Source organism: Longimicrobium sp. (genome assembly GCF_048594345.1).
GTDB lineage: Bacteria > Gemmatimonadota > Gemmatimonadetes > Longimicrobiales > Longimicrobiaceae > Longimicrobium.
The window spans coordinates 1-22,326 of record NZ_JBMDXM010000125.1 but is presented as its reverse complement, the minus strand read 5'-3'; the positions used below and the strand labels follow the sequence as shown (position 1 = coordinate 22,326).

Here is a 22,326-nt window from a genome sequence, read left to right as displayed (position 1 = left end):
GCCCCGCCCCGGGCTCGCGGAACTCGCCCGGCGGGGCTTCACCTGCTCGTGTCGGCAAGGGCCTGCGCGCCTGGCGTGATGGACCGCATCGACGAGGTGCGTCGCACCTCCCTCCCCCACGCAGTTTGTGGGGGAGGGCCGGGGAGGGGGGCGGCCCACCATCTCGCCCCACAACAACGGAAACGCTGCGCAAGCCGGTGCGACGTTTATACCCTCTCCCGCTGCGGGAAAGGGTGCGAGCCTGAGCGAGCGGGTGAGGGCCGTTGCGGATTTCGCGGCGCCGGCTGACATTCGTCCGCATCATCATCAACCCACCCCTGATCCACACGTCCGGATGACGAAACACCTGCTGCGCTTCGCCGTGGCCGGCGCGGCTTTGTTCGCGCTGCATGCGCCTGCGCGTGCCCAGGATCCGCTGCCCGCGCCGCTGCCATGGGGCATCAACGGCGCGCAGGTGGCGGCGGCGCTGGAGGCGAAGGAGATACGCGTCATCACCATCCGGGCCGGGCGCGACGTGCACGCGGCGTCGGCCAACCGGCACCTGCAGGCCATCGCCATCCTCAAGAGCGACAGCCTGGTGGGCCTGGTCTACTTCCATCCCGAGAACGCGTCGCTGAACGCCGCCGACCTGTTCACGCAGGCGTCGGCGCGCACGGAGCAGACGCACGGGCCGCCGTTCTGCCGCAGATCGGGCCTGGCCGTGTGGACGCTGGACAGCATGCGCATCGAAGTTCGCCTGCGCCGTTCCGTCGGCGACGGCGCGCCTGGGGCGGAGATCCGCTACATGGGTCCCGGCTACGCGGACGAAATGTCGCGCCGCACCTCCACCGCACGCCGCGCGAGGCCGCGTCCGCCGTCCACCGGCCGCACGTCCGGCCCGCGGCTGCTCGGCTCTCCCGTGCCGCCGCCTGCTGCCGCCGAGCCCGACTCCGCCGTCTCGCCGCCCGCTCCGGCGGCTGAAGCCGCGGACGTGTGTACGGCCAGCGCGTGAGCAACCGGCGCAGAAGATTCTTGAGTAACCACTCCCTTGCGCACATATTCTTGAACGGGCCGCTCTCATTCACCTCGATCATCTGACGACCATGCGAACCATACTCGCAGCAGCCGCGCTCGGGCTGGCACTCGTCGCCCGCCCCCATTCCGCCGTAACGCAGGAACTAGCCGGTGACGGAAAGAATGTGTTCGCGGTAAGCATGGGGTACAACCCCGCCCCGGTGGGGGGCTTCGCCGTCACGGGCCTGTATGGGCGTGACATCGCGTTCCTTCGCGGCGTGGTCGCGGTGGATGCCATCACCCCGGGTGACGCGGCCGGGGAGCACTACCTGGACGCCGCGGGCACGGGCCTGTGCCACGACCTGGACAACGGAGAAATCGCGGACGCGTCCAACTGCATCGGGGACATGGTGTTCGCCGGGCGCGGCGAACTGCTGGTCAGAGCTCCGCTGGGGCTCTCGTTCGGCCCGGGTGTGCGCTTCAGGCGCGACATGGCTCCCTATGGGGTCGCTCAGCTCGACGCAGCGGTTGGCCCCGCCAGCACGTACGTCGTGTTCGCGCGCGGCGCCTACGGTGAGGATTTCAGGCAGTTCGACGTGGGGCTGGGCTACCGCTTCTGATCGCGTATCGCCGGCGGTACGCAGGGCGGGGCTGCACGGGTTCGCGTGCGGCCTCGCTCCACATCTACTACCCTCTCCCGGATTTCGATGTGCAGTGAGGGGAACGATTTTCACGCGGAGGCGCGGAGAAAAGAGAAGAGGCGCGGAGGGAACGCCAAAAACGCCTCCGCACCTCATCAGTTCCTCCGCGCCTCCGCGTGATGCTTTCCGTCGTTCCTCTGATTGCACAACGAACTGCGAGAAATGGTATACGATCCTCGCTCTCCGCTTCACCCGCGGCGCAGCCGATCACCGTGGAGCTGTGCCGCCGCTGCGCTCCGTGTCCGGCCCCGGTGCGCCCATGGTGTCCGGAGCACCGTCGTCCGCGGGGGCGTCCATCCCGCCGGTGCCTTCGCCGCCCTCGCTGGCCGTCTGGTCGCCGCGCGAGCCGTCCGAGCCGTCGTTCGCGGGCGGGACGCCTGACCCGCCGCCGGATCCGCCCAGGTCACCTCCGCCGGCCCCGCTGGCGCTTCCGCCCAGGTCGCCGCCACCGTGGCGCGCCGCGCTGCTCCCCATCCCCCCACCCGGCTCGCCGCCGATCGGATTTCCGTCCTGTCCCATCGTGTTCCTCCCCTCGCTGGTGGTCGTAAGGCGGCCGTGGGTATGCAAGTCGTTCGCCGGGAACGGTTCAGGCAGCTAGGTTGCCGGGCGTACGTCACACGCGGATGGAATCGGCAGCAGGCGCCTCATTGCACCCACGCCCGGAATGCACGACATAACCGCCTTTGTAAGCCACGAGGATTCATCCCGCCACGACACGGGGTGGGATCACCCGGACCACCAGGGGCGGCTGCCGGCCATCGTGCGCGCGGTGCAGCGCGATATGGTGGCGCTGTGGGAGCCGCTGCGGCAGACCGAGGGCGTTCCCGCCACCGAAGACGATTTGCTGCTGGTCCATACGCCCGCGTACGTGGACCGTGTGCGGGAGATGGCGACGGATGCGGCGCGCGCGGAGCGGACGCTGCAGCTGGACGGCGTCCCCGTCTCGGGCGCGTCGTGGGATGCGGCGCTGGCGGGCGCCGGGTCCGCGCTTACGGCGGTGGAGGCGGTGCTGGCCGGCGAGGTGCGCAACGGCTTCGCGCTGGTCCGTCCGCCGGGACGCGGCGCTGCGGCGGACGCGGCGGGCGAGTGCTCGCTGTTCAACAATGTCGCCATCGCCGCGCGGCACCTGCGCGTGCGGCGGGGCGTGGAGCGGGTGCTGGTGGTGGCGTGGGGCGCGCGCCAGCCCGCCGCGCTCGCGCAGGTGCTGCAGGAGGACGACGGAGTCCGGCTGATCTCCATCCACCAGCATCCGCAGTCGTTTCCCGAGCCCGAGGAAACGGCGGAGCATCCCCCCATCGACGGCGTCGCCCTCCCGCCCGGCAGCGACGGCGAGGCGTTCGCCGCGGCGCTCCGCCAGGTGCTGGACGCGGTCCCGGCGGATGAATCCATCGACTTCGTGCTCCTCTCCGCCGGGTTCTGCATCCTGGCCGCCGACGCCCACGGCTCCCTCGCCGTGGAGCCCGACGAGGTGCACGCCATCACCCTCCTGCTGCGCGACTGGGTGGATGCGCGCGCAGGCGGACGACTGGTCTCCGTCCTCGAGGGCGGCTACGCGGCGAGCGAGACGGCCCGTGCCGTGATCCAGCACCTGCGCGCGCTGGCGGGGCTGCCGCCGGCGTAGGAGCAGGGAAGGGGCGGGTCTACGGGCATAGAACTGCGGCCGACGGGCCCTCTCCCCCGACGGACCTTTTGCTCGTTCCTCGCAACGGCCGTCGACCCCTCCCCCAACTTCGGGGGAGGGGTGGCGTGTGCCGCGAGTTCGGAGTGCTTCGAAGCTGGTCGAAGCGGGATCGACTTCTCCCCTCTCCGTGAGGAACGAACGGGGAGGGGCCGGGGGAGGGCACACCGCGGACGCAGTTCGATGCGTGTAGCCAGTCTCCGCACTCCGCACTTCTGGCGGCCCCACCAGCCCGCCTCTATACTTTCCCCATGCCTCAGCGCCGCGACGAAACCCTGCCGATCCCTCCGCCGCCGCGGGAAGGCGGGCCGTCGATGCTGGACCTGGTCCGCCTCAGCACGGAAACCGTGTTTCCCCCCGGCGGCGAGGACCTGTACCGCCGCATCGCCCAGCTTACCGACCTGGCGCCGGAAAACGAGGTGCTGGACGCGGCGTGCGGGCGCGGCGTGAGCACCCTGTACTTGGCGCGCACCTTTGGCGTGTCGGGCGTGGGGATCGATTCCGACCGCGTGCTGGTGCAGGAGGCGTATTCGCGCGCCCGCGACGTCGAGATGGAAGGGCGCATCAGCTTCGAGACCGCGGCGCTGGACGACCTGCCGTTCAAGGACGGCACCTTCGACGTGGCCATCGGCGAGATCGGCCTGGCCGCGTCCGCCGATCCCGCTCGCGCGGTGGCGGAGCTGGCGCGGGTCACGCGGCCGCACGGATGCGTCGTCCTCATCCAGCTCATCTGGACCGGGCACGTGGACCCCAGCCGCCGCGAGATCCTGGTGCAGCACCTGGGCGCGCGGCCCATGATTCTGGTGGAGTGGAAGCAGCTGCTGCGCGACGCGGGGGTGGTGGACCTTACCGTCGAGGACTGGTCCGACGCGCCGTCGCCGTTTCGCCCCACGGCGGGCGGCGGGGCGCCGTTCCCGGACTTTTCCGAGATCTTTTCGCTGCGCGAGCGAATCGCCATCCTGTTTCGCGCGTGGCGGCGCTGGGGGTGGGGCGGGGTCAAGGGCGCCGTGCTGCGCGAGCGGGAAATTCACCGCCTCCTTACCCGCGAGCGGGTGCTGGGGCTTTCGATGATCAAGGGAACCAAGTGGCCCGTCACGCAGCCGTGACGCGGCCCTGAACCACGGAACGTACCGGATGGCCGTCACCGAGCAGACCGTTCAGCTTTCGCCCGAAACCGTCGCGCGCATCCAGGAAGAGCTGCGCACCCAGGGGGTAGACGGGTGGCTGATGTACAACTTCAGGGGCAACAATCCCATCGCCGGCGATCTGCTTGGCCTGCCGGCGCTTACGCGGCGCTACTTCGCGTGGATCCCCGCGCAGGGCAGGCCCGTCGCCATCACCCACCGCATCGAGCAGCAGCCGTGGACGGGGTGGATCGGCGACAACTGGCCGTACTCGTCGTGGCAGGAGCTGGACTCGCGGCTGGCGCAGCTGCTCTCCGGCAATCCGCGCGTGGCGATGGAGTACGCGCCGGCCGACGCGGTGCCGTACGTGGACAAGGTCCCCGCCGGCGTGGTCGAGATGGTCCGCGCCACCGGCGCCGAGCCCGTGACCTCCGGCGACCTGGTGAGCGCCTTTTACGCGCGCTGGTCGGATGAGGGGCTCGCCGGCCACCGCCGTGCCGCAAAGCACGTGTACGAGGTGGCGCACGAGGCCTTTCGCCGCATCGCCGCCGCCATTCGCGAGGGGCGCGAGACGGGCGAGTGGGAGGTGCGGCAGTGGATCATGGGCGAGTTCGCGCGCCGCGGCATCACCGTGGGCGGTGACGCCATCGTGGCGGTAAACGCGAACGCCGCCAATCCGCACTACGCGCCCTCCGCCGACCACCACTCGCCGATCCGCCGGGACGACCTGGTGCTGATCGACCTGTGGGGCAAGGAGGACGAGGGCGCGATCTACGCCGACCAGACGTGGATGGGCTACGTGGGCGAGTCCGTGCCCCAGCGGCTGGAGGACATCTTCGCCGCGGTGCGGGACGCGCGGCTGGCCGCCATCGACCTCATCCGCCGCCGCTGGGACGCGGGGCAGGACGTGGCCGGATGGGAGGCGGACGACGTTTCGCGCGGCGTGCTCGTGGATGCCGGGTGGGGCGAGCAGATCTTCCACCGCACCGGGCACTCCATCGACCGCGAGCTGCACGGGTCCGGACCCAACATCGACAACGTGGAGTCGAAGGACACGCGGCGGCTGATCCAGGGCGTCGGCTTCTCCATCGAGCCCGGCATCTACCTGTCCGGCGACGTGGGATTCCGCTCTGAAGTGGACGTGTACATGGGCCCGGACGGCCCGGAGGTGACCACGCCGGAGCCGCAGACGGCGGTGTACGCCCTCCTTTCCGACCCGCGTTTCGCCTGATGTCGGCCGAGCCGATCCCCCTGCCGCGCTCGGGGCCCGCGCACGGCTGGGCGCTGCTCGGCGTAGTGCGCGCGCCGGACCCGGACCTGGCGTGGGACCCGGCGGACCCGGCGATGGGCGTGGTGCTGGTGCGCGAGGGGGACCTGGCGGCGCTCGTGGCCCCCGCGCCGCCGCCGGGGACGGACGCGGACGCCGATCACCTGGCCGCGCGCCACTGGGAGGTGCACCGCGCCCTGCTGCGCGACGACGTGGTCCCCGCGCCCGTTGGCGTGGTGTTTTCCGACCCGGAAGGGGTGCGCGCCTTCCTCACGGAGTCGCACGCGGGGCTCACCGGGGCGCTGGAGCGTGTGGCGCGGCGGTGGGAGTTCCGCTTGCACGTGGACGTGGTAGACAGCACGTTCAGCCGCGGCCTGGCGCTGGACCTGTCGACGCACATCTACGCCGAGCTGCGCCGCATCTCCGCCGCGGCGGTGACGCTGCCGGTGACGCACCAGCGCGTGCTGAGCGCCGCCTTTCTGGTGGACCGCGGCGCCACGGCCGCGTTCCAGGACCGGCTTGAGGTGCTGGCCCGGCTGAACAGCGCACTGGGTCTGGATTTGACCGGCCCGTGGCCGCCGTATGACTTCGTGACGATGGCGGGATGAGGTGAACGGGTGAACGGGTGGGATGGGTGCGACCCGCGGGGCCCTCTCCCCCGACCGGCCTTTTGCTCGTTCCTCGCAACGGCGGTCGACCCCTCCCCCAACTTCGGGGGAGGGGTGGGGTGGGCGGCGAGGGTGGCGCGCTTCGGAAGGTGTCGAAGCGGGACGGGGTTCTCCCCTCTCCGTGAGGAACGAACGGGGAGGGGTCGGGGGAGGGGCATACCGGCGGACGCAGTTCGATGCTTTTCGACGATCCGTGATCTTCTCCGCCTCCGCGAGAGACGACCGAGGACGGGGCCTCGTCGAACAACAACGCCGATTTCGAGGCGCACCGGATAGGACGCGATGAAGCTGACCTTCGATATCTTTGAGCTGAACCCGAAGCACGCTTTCAACAGCGCGCGCGAGGCGGGGCCGCCGGCGCGCCGGCTGGTGTGGGTGCGCATCCGCGACGAGGACGGCGTGGAGGGGTGGGGCGAGGCGTCGCCGCAGCCGTTCTACGGGGAGACGGCGGATACCGTCGTCGCCGTGCTGCCGCGGCTGGCGGGCGCGCTGGAGGCCGCGGCGGAGGGCGATCCGTTCGCGCTGGAGCGCATCGACACCGCGCTGCACCACGCGCTGGCGCACAACGGCTCGGCGCGGGTGGCGGTCAGCGCCGCGCTGCACGACCTGGTGGGCAAAAAGCTGGGCCTGCCGGTGTGGAAGATGTGGGGGCTGGATCCCGTCGCCGCCACGTCGTCGTTCACCATCGGCATCGACAGCATCGACGTGATGCGGGAGAAGGTGCGCGAGGCGGCGGCGTATCCCATCCTCAAGATCAAGGTGGGGACGCCCAACGACTTCGAGATCCTCACCATGATCCGCGAAGAGGCGCCCGGCAAGACGATCCGCGTGGACGCCAACACCGGCTGGACGGCCAAGCAGGCGATCGCGGCGATGCCCATCCTGGCGGACTTTGGCGTGGAGTTCGTGGAGCAGCCGCTGCCCACGCACGACCTGGCCGGCCTCAAGCTGGTGCGCGAAAACTCGCCCCTCCCCATCATCGCCGACGAGTCGTGCGAGCGGGCATCGGACGTGGCAAAGCTGGCGGGGGTGGTGGATGGCGTGAACATCAAGCTCAGCAAGTGCGGCAGCCTGCGCGAGGCGATGCGCATCGCCCACGCCGCCCGCGCCCACGGCATGAGCGTGATGCTGGGATGCATGATCGAGTCGTCCCTCGGCATCGCCGCGGCCGTGCAGGTGGCGCCGCTGGTGGATTACGTCGATCTCGATGGCGCCGCCCTCCTCGCCCGCGACCCCTTCCAGGGTCCCGGTGTGGAGGCGGACGGGACGCTGCGGTTCAACACCGCGCCGGGGCTGGGAGTGACGGAGGCGGGGGACGAAGAGTAGGGCAGCCGGACGTTGGTGATGGATTCCGGCGCTGCGGCCGGCTCCGCCTCAGCGATTGAAATCGCGGCGGAACGTCACGAGATCCGCCTGCGCGGATAGTGGCCGCAAGTTCAGCGCGCCGGGCGCGCCACGAGCAGCATACGGTAGGTTCCTTGTCGCGCGCCCGGTGCAGAGGAGAAGAAGGTTCGGGTGGCGCTCCCTCGGATAACATTTCGGGGTGTGTTGAAGCGGGATCGAATTCTCCCCTTTCTCCCGCGACAGTGGGGGAGAGGGGCCGGGGGAGAGGGGGCCTCTCGGGCGCCAGTTCAAGATACGTCGTCGAGCCCTGATCGATCGGCTACGTTCTCCCCTCTCCGTGAGGAACGAACGGGGAGGGGCCGGGGGAGGGGCACCCCGCGGGCGCAGTCCGTTACCTGCTTTCACGCCTCGTCCACTCTGGCCCCGCCGTCGTTCCGCACGCATATTCCCGGAACGGACGGCTCCCGCCGACGGTACACGTCTCAGCCCTGCCGCCGGCCTCCTACCGCGCAGTAATCGCATGCCGCTCGCCCCTCCCGTCGCGGAGCGCTCCGCCGCACCTCTGCGCCCCGCACCGCCCCCACGGCTCCGCGCGTTCGTCGTCGCGCCGCCGATGATCGACGCTAGGACGCGCAACGCGGCGTTCGCGCTGTTCCGCGCGCATTACGAGGGCGCCGACCAGGCGCGGTTCGAGCGCGATCTGGGCGAAAAGCAGCGCGTGATCCTGCTGCGCGACCATGGCGGCGCGCTGCGCGGATTCAGCACCGTGCTGTACCGCGACGTGCGCGTGGGCGCGCGCAACGCGACGATGGTGTTCAGCGGCGACACGGTGATCGACCGCTCGTGCTGGGGACAAAAGCGGCTGCAGAGCGCGTTCGCCGGCCTCCTGTTCCGCCTCAAGCTGCGCCACCCGGACCGGCCCCTGTACTGGTTCCTGATCTCCAAGGGGTGGCGCACCTACCTGCTGATGGCCAACCACTTTCCCCGCGCCGTCCCCCGTTGGGACCTCGCCGAGCCACCCGAGCTGCGCGCCGCGCTGGACCTGTTCGCGACGGAGCGCTTCGGCGCGGAGTACGACGCGGCGGCCGGGATCGTCCGCTACGCCACGCCGCACGAGCGCGTCCGCGACGGCGTGGCGCCGGTGGAGGGTGACCTGCTGGCCAACCCGCACATCCGCTTCTTCGTGGAGCGCAACCCCGGCCACGCGGACGGCGAGGAGCTGGCCTGCCTGGCGCAGATCCGCATGCGCGACCTGGCGCGGACGGCGGCGGGGATCGCCTGGAAGCGCATCGCGGGCGGGCGGTGAGCGCGAGCGCCTGGATCGCCAGCACACTCTACCGCGCGGCCGCGGCGCCCGCCTCCGCCCGTTTTGCGCGGGCGCTGCGCGATCCCGCCGCGGCGCAGGCAGCCATTCTGCGGCGCATCATCCAGCAGAACCGCGACACGGACTTCGGCCGGGCGCATGGGTTCGCGGAGATCCGCGGCGCGGCGGACTTTCGCTCGCGCGTCCAGGTGCGCGACTTCGCGGAGATGGAGGGGTGGATCCGCCCCGCCTGCGACGGCCGGCCCAACGCGCTGACGGCTGAGCCCGTGCGCTTCGTGGAGCCGAGCGGCGGGACGTCGGGGCTGTCCAAGGAGGTGCCGTACACGGCGGCGCTGCTGGCGGAGTTTTCCGCCGCGACCATGCCCTGGATCGCCGACCTGCTGCGGAGCCGGCCGGCGCTGCGGGGCGGGCAGGCGTACTGGGCGGTGTCTCCCCCGTCGCGGCGGCGGGCGCGTACGGCTGGCGGCGTGCCGGTTGGGATGGAGCACGACAGCGACTACTTTCCGCCGCTGGTGCGCGCGCTGCTGGACCGCTCGCTGGGCGTGCCGCGCGCCGTCTCCCGCATCCCCGACCTGGCCGCCTGCCGCCGCGTGACCCTCCGCGCGCTCCTGGCCATGCCGGAGCTGGCGATGATCTCCGTCTGGAGTCCCTCCTTCCTGACCCTGCTGGCCGCCGCGCTGGACGAGGAATGGGATGCGCTGCTGGGCGAGATGGAGAGCGGCCGCCTCTCCGCCGCCCTCGCGCCCGACCTTCGCGCGGAACTGGAGCGAGCGCTGCCCGCGCGTCCGGACGCGGCCAGCCGTCTGCGCCGCCGCTTCGGACGGCGGCCGCCGGAGGACCTGGGTGCGGTATGGCCGCGACTGGCGCTGATCTCCTGCTGGGCCGACGGCCACGCGGCGCGGGCGCTAGAGGGGATGCGGCGGCGCTTTCCGCGGGTGGAGGTGCAGGGAAAGGGGCTGCTGGCGACGGAGGGCGTGGTATCCATCCCCCTCTTTCGCGCGGAGGCGCCGGTGGCGGCGGTCACTTCGCACTACCTGGAGTTCCTGCCGGACGGACCCGACGGAGCTGCCCTCGGCGTGCACGAGCTGGAGCCGGGCGCCACGTACGAGGTGGTGCTGACCACGGGCGGCGGCCTCTACCGTTACCGGCTGAAGGACCGCGTCCGCGTGGAAGGCCGGCTGGAGCACACGCCCACGTTGCGCTTCGTGGGCCGCGCGGACCGGGCGAGCGACCTGGCGGGGGAAAAGCTTACGCCGGAGCTGGTGGAGCACGTGCTTGCCAGCGCCGCGGCGGAGACCGGCATCCATCCTCCGTTCGCCCTGCTGGCCCCCACCTGGGGCCAGCCGCCGCGCTACCGCCTGTACGCCCAGGCCGCGCCGGACGACGCGCGTGCCCTGGCCGCGGCCGTGGAGCGCACGCTGCTGGGCGCGCACCATTACGCGCTCTGCCGGGCGCTGGGGCAATTGAACCCGATCGAGGGAGTGGCGGTGACGGACGGCGAGCGCGTGTACGAGCGCGTCTGCACGGCGCGCGGGCAGCGGGCGGGATCCATCAAACCCCCCGCGCTGGATGCGGGAACGGAGTGGGCGCAGGCGTTCGGTGCGCCCCTGTCGGCGGAGGTCGGATGAAGGCGCCGCGCAAGGTTCCGGTGTGGCTGCTGGCCGCCGCGGGCGTGTCGGCGCTGGTGTACCGGTTCGCGCGCAAGCAGAACCGCGGCGAGCGCGTGGGGGGCCCCATCTCGCTTCCCAAGTCGCTGTGGCTCAACTACACGCTGCTGTCGTGGTTTGTGATCCCCGCGACGCTGTTGCGGCGGCAGGGGCTGTCGCCGGCGAACCGCGCGGCGCTGCAGGCGCACCTGCTGAGCTTTACGGCGCGCGGGGCGGCGGAGATGTGGATGCTGTACCGCACGCACTCATGGAGGTGCGCGTACGGCGTGGGCCACGACGCCGTTGATCTTGTGATGCTCTCGGTGATGATGCACCCCAGCCGCGCGGAGAGCAGGGAAGGCGTGAACGGCGTGGCGCGGCGGCACCTGGATTCCATCCGGGGGACGCTGGTGGCGGAGATGATCTTCGCCTCGCTGTTCAACAGCACGGTCGCCGGCCAGACGCAGGGCCAGGATGGCATCTACTTCGCCAGCGACGAGCCGCACTTTCGCGCGATCAACAACCTGACGGCGGTCGTGGACGTGGTCGCCTACGCACGGCTTGCGATGGTGATGCGGGACCTTGTGCGGCTGGATGCAGGCGGGGACGCGGTGACGGCCACGGCGTAGAAGCTCGTTGTGGGGCAGGGTGCGGGGTGCTTCGGATGCCCCGCGCAGGCCCCCTCCGCGCCGGCACCACCGGCCCACCTCCCCCGAAACTGCCGGGGGAGGTTGAGGTGGGGCAGGGGGCGGGGTGCTGCGACAGGTTCGCGCGGGTTCTGGTGGGGGTAGGCCAGGCGACGAGACAAACGTGAAGCGCTAGTGGAAGGCGTCTTCACCAGATGTGGTCGACGCCGATCACTGCCGTGATTTCGGGGTCGCGGGTGATCAGGGGGTAGCCCAGCACGGCTGCCGTGGCCGCGATCAGCCGATCGCCCCGCTCGGGAATCTGGAGCAGCTCATGCGCAAGGAGAACGACCTGGGGTGTGAGGTCCACGATCAGATAGCGGGATGGAGTGGTTTCCAGGCGGCGCACAAACTCGGGAAACGATTCGCCGAGCGTAACGGTTCCCGCGGCCATCGCCTCATCCAGCTCCACGAGGACCATGGCGGGGATGCAGACCACCGCCTGGCCATCGTCCACCCGGTCGAAAAAGGCGTTCGCCTCACGTCCCAGGCGGCGGGACTGGTTGGTGATCCACCAGATCAGCGCGTGGGTGTCGGTCACCGCAATCTCGGGTGGGCGCGTCATGCCTCGGCGTCCTCATCGCTGCTGAACGAGGCGCGCTTCAGCCGGGCCAGCTCCGCCTGCCGTGCGCGCGAGTCGACGAGAACCTGGTCCAGGTCCTCGTGCAGGATGCCCAGGCCGCGGAGCGGACGTGGCGCGATGCCAACCTGCGCGCGCAACGCGGCGATGTCGGCATACAGCGCTTCGAGGTGACCTTTGGGGACCATCACCACGTGCTCGTCGAAGCTGCGATGCGAAAGCTCTACGCATGACCGCTGGCCGGTGAGAATCTCCTCGATCAGATCGAAGAGTCGACCGCGCGCAGCCGTAACCGGAAGTACGTCTCCGTCCTGTTTCTTGACCATCAGCTCACCTGTACAGGTACATGTACAGGTAAGGTAGCCGCCTCGGACCGCCCGTTCAAGCGGTCCGCTGCAAGTTCACATTCCGCAGGCACTTCCATGCAGTCCCAGACCTCGCCCCAGACCTCCATCGCCGTCCCCGCCATCGCCGGGTGCCCCTCCGGGCGCCCGACCGACGCCGCCGAGGCGCGCCCCATCATGCGCTTTCGCTGCGGGACGCTGAACGAGAACTGGTACGTCGCGGCGTTGTCGAAGCAGGTGACGGCAAAAAAGCCGTACGCATCCACCATCATGGAAGAGCCGATCGTCCTGTTTCGCGGCGGGGACGGCAAGGCCACGGCGCTCATCGACCGCTGCCTGCACCGCAACGCCGCGCTCAGCAAGGGCGACCTGTTCGATGGCTGCATCGGCTGCCCCTACCACGGCTGGACGTACAACGCTGAGGGCGAGCTGGTCATCGTGCCGTCGGAGGGGCCGGAGAAGCGGGCGCGCGAGGGGCGCCGGCTGGAGCGCTTTCCCGTGCGCGAGCAGGACGGATTCGTCTGGGTGTACCTGGGCACGCCGGAGCGGGCGGGGGAAAAGGAGCCGTTCCGCTTTCCCCATTACGGCAAGGAGGGCTGGCGCACGTACGTGATGCTGACGGCATTCGATGGCGACGTGACGGACCTGGTGGAGAACTTCATGGACGTGCCGCACACGGCGTTCGTGCACAGTGGCTGGTTCCGGAAGGCGGCCAACGTAAAGCGCGCCGAGGCCACCGTGGAGCGCACGGCGGACGCGGTGAACGTGGAGTACTTTCAGCCGGACGATTCCATCGGCTTCAGCAAGTGGCTGCTGAACCCGGACGGCAAGCCGATGGTGCACACGGACCGCTTCTTCATGCCCAACGTGACCCGCGTGGACTACATGTGGGGCGAGCGGCGCGGCTTCGTCATCACCTCGCAGATCACGCCGATCACGCCGGAGCGGGCGATGGTGTACACCGCCATCACCTTCCGCTTCGGCGTGTTCAACCCGATCGCGCGGTGGCTGCTTCCGCCCTACACGCGCACCGTGATCCAGCAGGACGTGCGGATCATGGAGGTGCAGACCGGCAACCTGCGCCGCTTTGGCGCGCGGCGGTTCAGCGGCACGGCGGCGGACGAGATCCATCGCGCCATCGAGGCCCTGCGCGACCACGCCGCCGCCGGCGAGGTGGATCCGCCGCCCGAGCCGCGCGCCACCCGCATCGAGTTCTGGATGTGACGATGTCGACGGTGGACGCCGGTGCCCTGACCCTCCGCCGCGCCACCCCCGCCGACGGCGCGGCGATGTGCGAGCTGTTCGCGCGGGTGCCGATGGAAGCGGAGCTAGCGCTTTCCATCCGCCGCGACCCGGATTTCAGTGCGCTCCTCTGTCTGCAGTCGGACGATTGGGAGTGCTGGGTGGCGGAAGAAGAGGGGCGGGTGGAGGCGATGGCGTCGCTCGTCTTTCGCGATGGCTACCTGGGCGGCGAGGTCCGCCGCGTGGGCTACCTGGGCGACCTGCGCCTGTCGCCCGCCGTGCAGGGCCGCCATCTGCTGAACCGCGTCTACGGCCCCACGCTGACGCAATCGGCTACGTCGCGCGGCTGCGTCGCGTCACTGACGGCGGTGATCGCGTCGAACGAGCGGGCGCTGCGGGCGCTCACCGCGCAGAACCGGCGGCAGCAGGGGATGCCGCGCTACACGCCGCTTCGCGACTTCCGCATCCGCAACGTCCACCTCACGCTGCCGCGTTTTCCGAAGCGGAGCGCCTTCCGCGTCCGCCGCGCGACCGAGGCGGACCTCCCCGCGGTGGCCGCATTCCTGGACGCCGATGCGCGCCGTCGCCCCTTCGGCCAGCCGATGCCCGAATCCGAGCTGCGGCGCCGGCTGGCGGAGTGGCCGGGGCTGCGGATCGAATCCTTCTATCTCGCGGAAGACGGGGCGGGCGCGCTGGTGGGATGCGTGGCGATGTGGGACGCCGCGCCCGTCAAGCGCACCGTCGTATCCGCCTATCGCGGGAAGATGCGATCGATCAAGACGTGGTACGATCGATTTGCGCGGCTGCTGCGCTTTCCCCGTCTGCCGGATCCGGGGGAGGAGCTGCGCTACCTGTGTGCCACGCACCAGGCCGTGCCGTCTGACGATCCGGCGGTGCTGAACGCGCTGCTGCGGCGCGTCTACGCCGATCATCGCAAGAGCGGCTACGTGCTCCTCTCCTTCTTCGTCCCCGAGGGCGATCCTACGGAGTCAGCCTTCCACGGTTTTCAATGCACGGACCTCCACGCGCGCCTCTTCGTGGTGACGCCGCCGGGCATCGAGCCGCCGCCGGAGTGCCTGGCGCCCGGCCGTCCCGGCTTCGAGATGGCGCTGGTATGATGATGCGAAACCCGCGGATCTGTTGCTCCCAGCCAAGCGTCCCAAAGTCTCGGCGCGTCAACCTCCCCCAGCAGTTTGGGGGGAGGTGGGCGAGGTTTACGAGCCCGGAGGGGGCGCTCCTCGGAGTTGGCCGCAGCGCAGGGACCTCGCCCTCGCCCTCGCGTTCCGTTCTCCCCCTCTCCGCGAGGAACGAGCGGGGAGGGGGCCGGGGGGAGGGGCACCGCGTATGACGCCGCCGCCTCCCTCCGCCGTCGCCGCGCCGCCGCATCCACCGACGCAGATCCCCGCGCCGCCGCAGCCGAAGCCGCGTAGCTGGCGCGACAGCATCCCGTCGCGGCGCGATCCGCGCTGGCCGTTCGCCGCCATCCTGACGCTGTACGCGGTGATGGGCGTGGTGTGGCTGGGTTTCAACCGCTCGCCCACGCAGATCCTGCTGATCGTGGGCGCCGCGGGCGCGCTGGACGTGCTGCTGCACCGCCTGCTGCGCAAACGCGAGTGGGTCTTTCCGCTCAGCGCGTTCATCAGCGGCCTGTCGCTGGCGCTGCTGCTCAACTATTCGCACGACTACTTTCTGCTCCTGCTGCCGGTCGGCATCACCATCGGCAGCAAGTACCTGCTCACGTTCAAGGGCCAGCACACCATCAACCCCTCGCTGGCGGGGGTGGCCATCTCGCTGCTGGCTTTCGGATCGCTGATCACCACGGCGCCGGCGTACCAGTGGGGCGGCCACGTGGCCATGTCGGCGTTCATGGTGATGGCGGCGCTCTCGCTCTTCGTCTTTCGCGTGGGCCGCGGCTGGCTGATCGTCTCGTTCCTCCTGTTCTACGCCCTGCAGACGGGGCTGCGCGCGTACATCATGCGCGCCCATCTGCCGCCGGAGATGCTGTTCCTGGGGACGCTCACCACGCCCCCGTTTTTCCTCTTCACCTTCTTCATGCTGACGGACCCAAAGACGTCGCCCAACACGCCGCGAGCGCAGGTGCTGCTGGCGTTCGGGATCACCATCGTAGACCTGTATCTGCATACGATGGAGAGCGTCTTTACCTTCTTCTACGCCGCGTTCGCCATCGCCAGCGGGCGCTTCATCTTTCTGCACGTGCGGGAGATGTGGAGGATGGGGCCGGTGCCGCGGCTGCGGGAGGCGCTGGGGGACGGGCGGACGCTGCGCACCATCGGCGTGTTAGGCGGGATGGCGCTCGCCGGAGGGACGGCCTACGCCACTGCCATCCATCCACGCGTGGCGCTGACGGACGCCGGGTTCGTGCTGCGCGAGGTGCCGGCGGCGCAGAGCGGGCTGGGCGTGACGATGGATCCGGGGACGTACGACATGCTGGACCCACGGCTGCGGCATCTGTCCAAGTGGCTGCTGTCGGTGGGCGCCTCGGTGGCCGCGGGGGACGTGGACGGTGACGGGCGCCAGGACCTGTTCCTCACCCATCCGCTGGCTCGCGCGGAAGACCGCGCGGCGCTGTACCTGAATCGCGGCGGCTTCCGCTTCGAACGCGTGGCCATCCCCGCGCTGGACTCGCTGCGGCTGGCCCCGCAGCGCCACGGCTTTGCATCCTCCGGGCTGTTTTTCGATTACGACCAGGACGGCGCGCTGGACCTGCTGGTGCCCGTCTCCTTCGGACGGACGCGGCTGCTGCGCTCGCTGCGGGCGCAAACGGGGCGGGTGGAGTTCGAAGACGTCAGCGCGGCGGTGGGGATGCCGGAGTACACTATCTCCGTGGCGGCCAACGTGCTGGATTATGACCGCGACGGCCGGCCAGACCTGCTGATCGGCAACGTGCTCAATCCGTGGCTGGCGGGATACGACACGCCCACGCGGCTCAACATCTTCCAGCTCCCCCAGCCGGCGTTCGACGGGGACCGGCGGATGTTCCGCTTTATGCACGACGGCTGGCACGACGCGCGGAACGGCGGGCGCAACGTGCTGCTGCGCAACGTAGGCGGGCGGTTTGCGGCGCAGGACGTGGAGGCGATGGGGATGCCGGAGACGCACTGGACCATCTCCATCGGCACCGGCGACCTGAACGGCGATGGATGGACGGACCTGTACCTGGCCAGCGACTTTGGCCGCGACGACCTTTATCTAAACCAGCAGGGCAAGGGATTTCGCCGCGTCCACGGCCGGCTGTTCGGGCAGATCGGGATGGACACGTACAAGGGGATGAACTCGTCCATCACCGACCTGGACCGCAACGGCTGGCCGGATATCTACGTGTCCAACGTGCACCAGGAGCTGCAGGCGGAGGGATCGATCCTGTGGATGAACCGCGGCCCCGACGCCCGCGGCACCCCGCGCCTGCGCGACGAGGCCACCGGCCGGGGCGCGCTGAATGAGGACCGCTTTGCCTGGGGCGCCGGTGTGGGCGACCTGAACAACGACGGCTGGCCGGAGATCGTTCAGGGGAACGGGATGGTGGACGACCGGCTGGACAACCTGTACGGCGGTTGCCCCGACTATTGGTACGTGAACCACAAGCTGATGCAGTCCCCGCGCGAGGTGCACACCTACGCCGACATGTGGGGCGACATCCGCGGGCGCTGCATCTACCCCAACGAGCAGCGCCGCGTCCTGCTGAACCGCGGCGCCGACGCCCGCCCGCAATTCGTGGACGCCGCCGCGCTGGTGGGGCTGACCGAGGGCGACAACTCGCGTGGCGTGGCGATGGCGGACCTGGACGGCGACGGCCGCCTGGACGTGGTAATCGCCAACCAGCACGCCGGCCCTACGCTGCTGCGCAACGCGCCGTCAGCCGCCGCTGCCCCCGCGCACTGGATCGGCCTGCGCCTGGAGGGTGATGGAAAGACGTGCAGCCGCGAGGCCTTCGGCTCCGTCGCCACCGTCACGCTCCCCGGCCAGCGCCCGCAGACGCGCGAGGTGCAGGCCGCCAACGGCTTCTCGTCGCAGCACGACACCCGCCTCCACTTCGGCCTCGGCGCCGCCGCGCCGGAGCAAGTGACTGTCCGCATCCGCTGGTGCGGCGGCGCGACGACGGAGCAGCGCTTGGCGCGGAACGGCTATCACGTCCTCCGGCAACATTGAGCACACAGCGGCGATGAAGATGCATGACGTCCGATATGCTTGTTTGGTGGCACTCCTCTTTGCTTCCGCGGCATGCGATGTTGGGCGGGGCAGGGGCGTTGCGCACACTAAAGCTTCTGAATCCCTCGCCCAAGCGAACGAAGCCGATTTCTCAGATCGCTACACCCCCCAACAGATTGCACTGAATACATTTCCTTCTGTTGTCTTGTTGAGTATGTCCGATGAGAACAGTCAGCCGATTTCCATTGGCAGCGGCTTCTTCATTGACGACAACGTTATCCTAACCAATGCGCATGTCATCGAGGGTGCATCTTTCGGATTCGCTAAACCGGTTGGCACCGAGACGAGCTTCCAGATTACTGGGACGATTGGGGTTGATGCCCAGCACGACCTTGCTCTTGTTGAAATCGAGGGATCGGGAACACCGCTTCGGCTTAGCACTTCCGGCGACCCTATCATTGGGGCAACTGTCTTCGCGATTGGAAATCCCCAAGGGTTTGAAGGTACGTTTTCACAGGGAATAGTCAGCGGTATACGGGCCGTAGGCGATGCACGCCTTCTACAGATCACCGCACCAATTTCACCCGGCAGCAGCGGTGGACCTGTGCTAGACGACAAAGGTGAGGTAATTGGTGTTGCAACGGCTACGTATAGGGGTGGTCAGAATCTAAACTTCGCAGTCCCTGCAGCGAATATTCGTGATTTGAACGCAAACAGGCACGCTCCCGTGGAACTTGGTCGCGCTACTCTGAGATCAGCCCGTAGGCCATTCCCGAATATTGGGGATCGCCTCACAACGGGTGTGACTGGCGAGAACTTGCAGTGGGACCATGAGTACGACTTCCAGGGAGGAGGATACTCACTAACCTTCCGCAACAAGCTGAATCGACCCGTGCAAAACGTTCACGCTTTAGTGGTGTTCTATGATCGAAAAGGCAATCCGCTTGAAACGGATGTCGTCACACTGAATGGCGTCATCCCGCCTGGATTAGCCCGGCGGGTACAAGGCGCTGTCGATATGAGTGTCAAGAGACTCACCAGCAATTCGATAAAATCGGGGACAGCATACTCTCTAACGCCAGTCACAAAGATTGAAATTCGTGTGCTGGGATTTGATATCATCGATTGATTCCACGTTAGTGTGCCCCCGCCGAGCCGCGCATCCAGGGCGTAGAGCTAGCGCTGGCTGCAAGTTTGGCGAGATGAGGTATAGTGAGCACTCATCAGCCTGACGTCAGCATCTCCTATCACACGTTGAGCAACTCCCCGGACTGCGACTACGCCACCCTCACCCCCGCCGTGCTCACGCAGCTGACCCGCGAGCACGGGGTGGATTTCGCGACCGCACTGTGGTACGACCGCGTGCGGAGCGCGGAGCCGCACCAGGCATTTATCGAGGCGGTGGAGGCGCTGGATGCGGATGCGGCGTTGCCGGCCACCTCCGCACGGCTGCTGCTGGCGCCGGCGGCGTTCTGGCGTGAGTACCCGCAGTTCGGGGCGGACGGCGCGGCGGTGCTGGCGGTGGCGCGGGGGCTAGGGATGGACGCGGAGATGATCCGCACGCCTAGCACCGGGAGCGTCAGCGAGAACGCGCGTGTCATCCGCGAGGCGCTGGCGAAGGAGGCGGACGGGTCCGTCATCCTGGCGTCGCTCAGCAAGGGCGGGGCGGACGTGCGGGCGGCGCTGGACCAGGATCCCACCCTCGCGCGAAAGGTGCGGGCGTGGATCAACGTCTGCGGCATCATCCACGGGTCGCCGCTGGTGGACGCGATGCTGGACGGCGCGTGGTGGCGGCGGCTGGCCGTGCGCGCGTTCCTGGCGCGCTGGCGTGCGGACTTCGGGCTGATCCGCGAGTTGCGGCACGCGCCCGTCCCCCGCGCCACGGTGCCCGCGGGCGTGTTCGTGGTGAACGTGGTGGCGTGCCCGCTCACCATCCACACCGCGGGCGCCATCACCCAACGCCACCGCCGGCTGGCCGCGCTGGGCCCCAACGACGGCAGCACGCTCCTCATCGACGCGATCGTCGACGGCGGCGTGGTCTACCCCGTGTGGGGCGCGGACCACTACTTTCGCACCCCCGATGCCCCCGTCCTCATCCGCCGCATCCTCCTGCACCTGGCCGCCACCGGTCACATTCCGGCCCGCTCGAACGTCGATACGTCTTCCTGAGCTATGCCGGCTTCGCCGTCGGCTGCCGCCGGCACCACGCCATGCATCTCCATCCCACCACCCACCGCAATTCATGACGAAGCTGCTTTCGCCCGGCCTGCTTTGCCTGGCCCTGCTTGCCTGCGCGGGGTGCGATCTGCTGGGCATGGGCAACGGGAACTGTCCCGGAACCATGGGCAGCAGGTACGGCTGCGTGCGCCTGATCGTGGTGATCGATGCACCGCCGGAGCCGTGGCCCCAGCGCACCATCTTCGACCTGCGGGCGGCGCCTGTGCGCGAGGGCACGGGCCTGAACCAGGACATTGCCGCCAGCCCGAACACGGGGGAAAACCGGCTGCACCTGGCGCGACACGATCCACCGTACCGCGGCACCGGCGACACGGCCACCGTGTGGATCCAGGCATCGATCTACGATGATTCGGACCCGCGGCCGATCGGCGAGCGGCTGCCGGTGTTCGCCGCCGACAGCGCGCTGTACCTTGTCGACTTCAACCGCTCCCGGGTTGACACCGTGCGGCTGACGCTGCGGCGTCCTTGAAAGGGTGTTGCTGAACTTCGAAGCACGAAGCAAAGTGGTGTCATCCTGAGCCTTTCACGCAAACGCTTGGTGCCGACCGAAAGACCGTGTCTGCCCGATCGCGGTTTGAACGGCTCCCGATGGCTGGGCCTCGCGCGACCCGACAAAGATCCTTCGGTCGCGCGCAACCTTCTGTGGTTGTGACAGTTTGGGCGCACGCTCCCTCAGGATGACAGTGTGCTTCAGGCGGAACAACTGAGGTTTCTCAACCCCCTCTGAGGCTGAGCCCTGAGGCTCAGCCTCAGGATGACTGATCGCATGGAAGGTTTGGCCACATCCGATGAGGCCGGCGCGCACCCCGCACCGTCATCGTCTCGCCCGCTCCCGTACAGATCCGCTTTCGTGTCGATGAGCCAGCCCGCCGAAGCGTCTTTCACCTTCGATCCGCCGTCGCGCCCTGCCGCCTGGTACCTGCTGGCCCCCTCGTCCGCCGTTCCGCCCGGGCGCGTGCTGCCGCGGCGCGCGGGGGCGGAGGAGGTGGTGCTCTTTCGCACCGAAAGCGGCGCCGTGGGCGCGCTTGCGGCGCACTGCTGGCACATGGGGGCGCACCTGGGCGGCGGCTGCGTGGTGGGCGAGCGGCTGCAGTGCCCGCTGCACCACTGGGAGTGGGATCGCGACGGTGCCTGCGCCGGCATCCCCGGCGGGCGTCCGCCATCGCTCGCGCGGCAGCCTGGGTATCCGGTGGCGGAGCGGCTGGGCGGCATCTGGGTGTGGATCGGCGGCGGAGTGCCGGGCCCGGTGCCCGGCTTCGAGACCTTTGCGGATGCGGACCTGCTCTACGCGCACGGTCGCCCGGTGCGGCTGCGTTGCGCGTGGTACGCGCCCGCCGCCAACGGCTTTGACGAGCAGCACCTGAACACCGTGCACGGCCGGGCCTTGCGTGAGCGGCCGCAGGTGGACGTGCCCGACCCGCACCGCTTCCGCATGCGCTACCTGTCGCGCGTGACGGGCACCGGCCTGGCCGACCGCATCATGAAGTGGCTGTCGAAGGACCACATCCGCGTGCAGATCAACTGCTGGGGCGGCACCACGGTGACGGTGGAGAGCGATACGGGCCGCACCCGCAGCGCCCTGCTGCTGGCCATGATCCCCGTGGGCGACGAGGTGGAGGTGACGCCGGTGTTCACTTCGCGGCGCGGCGGCGTGCCGGGGGTGGACCGGATGCGGCTGGCCGTGGCGCGCTTTCTCTTTACCCGCTTCATCGAAAAGGACGTGGGGGTGATGCAGGGGATGCGCTTTCGTCCGCGCCTTCCGCTCCCCGGCAACGAGACGCTGGAGGCGTTCCTCCACTGGGTGTCCGGCCTGCCGGGGGAGCGCGGGGGGTGCGTCGATCACGCAGGCGGCGGCGCAGCGGAGCGGATGAATCGGGCGTCGGGCGGCAGCGCGACCCGCGGGCCCTCTCCCCCGACCGGCCTTTAGCTCGTTCCTCGCAACGGCGGTCGACCCCTCCCCCAACTTCGGGGGAGGGGTTGGGTGGGCGGCGAGGGTGGCGCGCTTCGGAAGGTGTCGAAGCGGGATCGACTTCTCCCCTCTCCGTGAGGAACGAACTGGGAGGGGCCGGGGGAGGGGCATACCGTCGGGCGCCAGTTCGATGTACGTCGAAGCACCGCCCGCTCCGATGGGCCCTGTCCCCCGACCGGCCTTTTGCTCGTTCCTCGCAACGGCGGTCGACCCCTCCCCCAACTTCGGGGGAGGGGGTGGGTGGGCGGCGAGGGTGGCGCGCTTCGGAAGGTGTCGAAGCGGGATCGACTTCTCCCCTCTCCGTGAGGAACGAACTGGGAGGGGCCGGGGGAGGGGCATACCGTCGGGCGCCAGT

The 22,326-nt window shown here is 69.5% G+C and carries 20 protein-coding genes; 17 read left to right on the top strand and 3 right to left on the bottom strand.

The window, feature by feature from the left end; translation table 11 throughout:
* Nucleotides 1-334 precede the first annotated feature (334 nt).
* Both ACOJUJ_RS13810 and ACOJUJ_RS13805 read left to right on the top strand, forming a co-directional pair.
* Nucleotides 335-991 carry a hypothetical protein gene (locus ACOJUJ_RS13810; protein WP_420127471.1) on the top strand — a complete coding sequence of 219 codons (657 nt, stop codon included), beginning with the start codon at nucleotides 335-337 and terminating at the stop codon, nucleotides 989-991.
* Nucleotides 992-1,082: 91 nt separating this feature from the next.
* Nucleotides 1,083-1,613 carry a hypothetical protein gene (locus ACOJUJ_RS13805; RefSeq protein ID WP_420127470.1) on the top strand — a complete coding sequence of 177 codons (531 nt, stop codon included), beginning with the start codon at nucleotides 1,083-1,085 and terminating at the stop codon, nucleotides 1,611-1,613.
* A gap of 288 nt (nucleotides 1,614-1,901) precedes the next feature.
* On the opposite strand, the gene ACOJUJ_RS13800 is transcribed toward ACOJUJ_RS13805, so the two are convergent.
* Nucleotides 1,902-2,213 carry a hypothetical protein gene (locus tag ACOJUJ_RS13800; RefSeq protein WP_420127469.1) on the bottom strand — a complete coding sequence of 104 codons (312 nt, stop codon included), beginning with the start codon at nucleotides 2,211-2,213 and terminating at the stop codon, nucleotides 1,902-1,904.
* A 145-nt stretch (nucleotides 2,214-2,358) separates the two neighbouring features.
* On the opposite strand from ACOJUJ_RS13800, the gene ACOJUJ_RS13795 reads away from it, so the two are divergent.
* The 8 genes from ACOJUJ_RS13795 (at nucleotide 2,359) to ACOJUJ_RS13760 (ending at nucleotide 11,374) form a co-directional block, all read left to right on the top strand.
* A complete protein-coding gene (locus ACOJUJ_RS13795; RefSeq protein WP_420127468.1) occupies nucleotides 2,359-3,315 on the top strand; it encodes a histone deacetylase family protein in 957 nt (318 codons plus the stop codon).
* A 308-nt stretch (nucleotides 3,316-3,623) separates the two neighbouring features.
* Nucleotides 3,624-4,478 carry a class I SAM-dependent methyltransferase gene (locus tag ACOJUJ_RS13790; protein ID WP_420127467.1) on the top strand — a complete coding sequence of 285 codons (855 nt, stop codon included), beginning with the start codon at nucleotides 3,624-3,626 and terminating at the stop codon, nucleotides 4,476-4,478.
* 28 nt (nucleotides 4,479-4,506) lie between these two features.
* Nucleotides 4,507-5,727, top strand: coding sequence for a M24 family metallopeptidase (locus ACOJUJ_RS13785; RefSeq protein ID WP_420127466.1), 1,221 nt, complete (start codon nucleotides 4,507-4,509; stop codon nucleotides 5,725-5,727).
* Nucleotides 5,727-6,371, top strand: a complete 645-nt coding sequence (locus ACOJUJ_RS13780) for a GvpL/GvpF family gas vesicle protein (protein WP_420127465.1) — start codon at nucleotides 5,727-5,729, stop codon at nucleotides 6,369-6,371. The genes ACOJUJ_RS13785 and ACOJUJ_RS13780 overlap by 1 nt, the downstream gene beginning before the upstream one ends.
* Nucleotides 6,372-6,713: 342 nt before the next feature.
* The gene (locus ACOJUJ_RS13775) at nucleotides 6,714-7,757 is read left to right on the top strand and encodes a dipeptide epimerase (RefSeq protein ID WP_420127464.1); all 1,044 of its coding nucleotides are present in this window, start codon (nucleotides 6,714-6,716) and stop codon (nucleotides 7,755-7,757) included.
* A gap of 631 nt (nucleotides 7,758-8,388) precedes the next feature.
* On the top strand, nucleotides 8,389-9,081 hold the full coding sequence (locus tag ACOJUJ_RS13770; RefSeq protein ID WP_420127463.1) for a hypothetical protein: 693 nt from the start codon (nucleotides 8,389-8,391) through the stop codon (nucleotides 9,079-9,081).
* Nucleotides 9,078-10,727: a GH3 family domain-containing protein gene (locus ACOJUJ_RS13765; RefSeq protein ID WP_420127462.1), complete on the top strand. Its 1,650-nt coding sequence runs from the start codon at nucleotides 9,078-9,080 to the stop codon at nucleotides 10,725-10,727. Before ACOJUJ_RS13770 ends, ACOJUJ_RS13765 begins: the two co-directional genes overlap by 4 nt.
* Nucleotides 10,724-11,374, top strand: coding sequence for a hypothetical protein (locus tag ACOJUJ_RS13760; protein ID WP_420127461.1), 651 nt, complete (start codon nucleotides 10,724-10,726; stop codon nucleotides 11,372-11,374). Before ACOJUJ_RS13765 ends, ACOJUJ_RS13760 begins: the two co-directional genes overlap by 4 nt.
* A 205-nt stretch (nucleotides 11,375-11,579) precedes the next feature.
* Here ACOJUJ_RS13760 and ACOJUJ_RS13755 read toward each other — a convergent pair whose 3' ends face one another.
* Together ACOJUJ_RS13755 and ACOJUJ_RS13750 are read right to left on the bottom strand one after the other, a co-directional pair.
* A complete protein-coding gene (locus ACOJUJ_RS13755) occupies nucleotides 11,580-11,972 on the bottom strand; it encodes a type II toxin-antitoxin system VapC family toxin (protein ID WP_420127460.1) in 393 nt (130 codons plus the stop codon).
* Between the two features lie 20 nt (nucleotides 11,973-11,992).
* A complete protein-coding gene (locus tag ACOJUJ_RS13750) occupies nucleotides 11,993-12,337 on the bottom strand; it encodes a hypothetical protein (protein ID WP_420127459.1) in 345 nt (114 codons plus the stop codon).
* Between the two features lie 96 nt (nucleotides 12,338-12,433).
* On the opposite strand from ACOJUJ_RS13750, the gene ACOJUJ_RS13745 reads away from it, so the two are divergent.
* From ACOJUJ_RS13745 to ACOJUJ_RS13715, 7 genes are all read left to right on the top strand, one after another.
* Nucleotides 12,434-13,579 (top strand): Rieske 2Fe-2S domain-containing protein, encoded by a 1,146-nt coding sequence (locus ACOJUJ_RS13745; protein ID WP_420127458.1) that lies wholly within the window; start codon nucleotides 12,434-12,436, stop codon nucleotides 13,577-13,579.
* Between the two features lie 2 nt (nucleotides 13,580-13,581).
* On the top strand, nucleotides 13,582-14,715 hold the full coding sequence (locus ACOJUJ_RS13740) for a GNAT family N-acetyltransferase (RefSeq protein ID WP_420127457.1): 1,134 nt from the start codon (nucleotides 13,582-13,584) through the stop codon (nucleotides 14,713-14,715).
* 226 nt (nucleotides 14,716-14,941) lie between these two features.
* Nucleotides 14,942-17,764, top strand: a complete 2,823-nt coding sequence (locus tag ACOJUJ_RS13735; protein ID WP_420127456.1) for a CRTAC1 family protein — start codon at nucleotides 14,942-14,944, stop codon at nucleotides 17,762-17,764.
* Between the two features lie 13 nt (nucleotides 17,765-17,777).
* Complete coding sequence (locus tag ACOJUJ_RS13730) at nucleotides 17,778-18,893, top strand: S1C family serine protease (protein WP_420127455.1); 1,116 nt, start codon at nucleotides 17,778-17,780, stop codon at nucleotides 18,891-18,893.
* A gap of 125 nt (nucleotides 18,894-19,018) precedes the next feature.
* Nucleotides 19,019-19,933: a hypothetical protein gene (locus ACOJUJ_RS13725; RefSeq protein ID WP_420127454.1), complete on the top strand. Its 915-nt coding sequence runs from the start codon at nucleotides 19,019-19,021 to the stop codon at nucleotides 19,931-19,933.
* 73 nt (nucleotides 19,934-20,006) lie between these two features.
* Nucleotides 20,007-20,471, top strand: coding sequence for a hypothetical protein (locus ACOJUJ_RS13720; protein WP_420127453.1), 465 nt, complete (start codon nucleotides 20,007-20,009; stop codon nucleotides 20,469-20,471).
* A gap of 387 nt (nucleotides 20,472-20,858) precedes the next feature.
* Nucleotides 20,859-21,929: a Rieske 2Fe-2S domain-containing protein gene (locus ACOJUJ_RS13715; RefSeq protein ID WP_420127452.1), complete on the top strand. Its 1,071-nt coding sequence runs from the start codon at nucleotides 20,859-20,861 to the stop codon at nucleotides 21,927-21,929.
* Nucleotides 21,930-22,326: the final 397 nt, after the last annotated feature.

Bases quoted from the DNA above. Each gene is read 5' to 3' on its own strand.
- ACOJUJ_RS13810 (WP_420127471.1), top strand. From the start codon at position 335: ATGACGAAACACCTGCTGCGCTTCGCCGTGGCCGGCGCGGCTTTGTTC.
- ACOJUJ_RS13805 (WP_420127470.1), top strand. From the start codon at position 1,083: ATGCGAACCATACTCGCAGCAGCCGCGCTCGGGCTGGCACTCGTCGCC.
- ACOJUJ_RS13800 (WP_420127469.1), bottom strand. From the start codon at position 2,213: ATGGGACAGGACGGAAATCCGATCGGCGGCGAGCCGGGTGGGGGGATG.
- ACOJUJ_RS13795 (WP_420127468.1), top strand. From the start codon at position 2,359: ATGCACGACATAACCGCCTTTGTAAGCCACGAGGATTCATCCCGCCAC.
- ACOJUJ_RS13790 (WP_420127467.1), top strand. From the start codon at position 3,624: ATGCCTCAGCGCCGCGACGAAACCCTGCCGATCCCTCCGCCGCCGCGG.
- ACOJUJ_RS13785 (WP_420127466.1), top strand. From the start codon at position 4,507: ATGGCCGTCACCGAGCAGACCGTTCAGCTTTCGCCCGAAACCGTCGCG.
- ACOJUJ_RS13780 (WP_420127465.1), top strand. From the start codon at position 5,727: ATGTCGGCCGAGCCGATCCCCCTGCCGCGCTCGGGGCCCGCGCACGGC.
- ACOJUJ_RS13775 (WP_420127464.1), top strand. From the start codon at position 6,714: ATGAAGCTGACCTTCGATATCTTTGAGCTGAACCCGAAGCACGCTTTC.
- ACOJUJ_RS13770 (WP_420127463.1), top strand. From the start codon at position 8,389: ATGATCGACGCTAGGACGCGCAACGCGGCGTTCGCGCTGTTCCGCGCG.
- ACOJUJ_RS13760 (WP_420127461.1), top strand. From the start codon at position 10,724: ATGAAGGCGCCGCGCAAGGTTCCGGTGTGGCTGCTGGCCGCCGCGGGC.
- ACOJUJ_RS13750 (WP_420127459.1), bottom strand. From the start codon at position 12,337: ATGGTCAAGAAACAGGACGGAGACGTACTTCCGGTTACGGCTGCGCGC.
- ACOJUJ_RS13745 (WP_420127458.1), top strand. From the start codon at position 12,434: ATGCAGTCCCAGACCTCGCCCCAGACCTCCATCGCCGTCCCCGCCATC.
- ACOJUJ_RS13740 (WP_420127457.1), top strand. From the start codon at position 13,582: ATGTCGACGGTGGACGCCGGTGCCCTGACCCTCCGCCGCGCCACCCCC.
- ACOJUJ_RS13735 (WP_420127456.1), top strand. From the start codon at position 14,942: ATGACGCCGCCGCCTCCCTCCGCCGTCGCCGCGCCGCCGCATCCACCG.
- ACOJUJ_RS13730 (WP_420127455.1), top strand. From the start codon at position 17,778: ATGAAGATGCATGACGTCCGATATGCTTGTTTGGTGGCACTCCTCTTT.
- ACOJUJ_RS13720 (WP_420127453.1), top strand. From the start codon at position 20,007: ATGACGAAGCTGCTTTCGCCCGGCCTGCTTTGCCTGGCCCTGCTTGCC.
- ACOJUJ_RS13715 (WP_420127452.1), top strand. From the start codon at position 20,859: ATGAGCCAGCCCGCCGAAGCGTCTTTCACCTTCGATCCGCCGTCGCGC.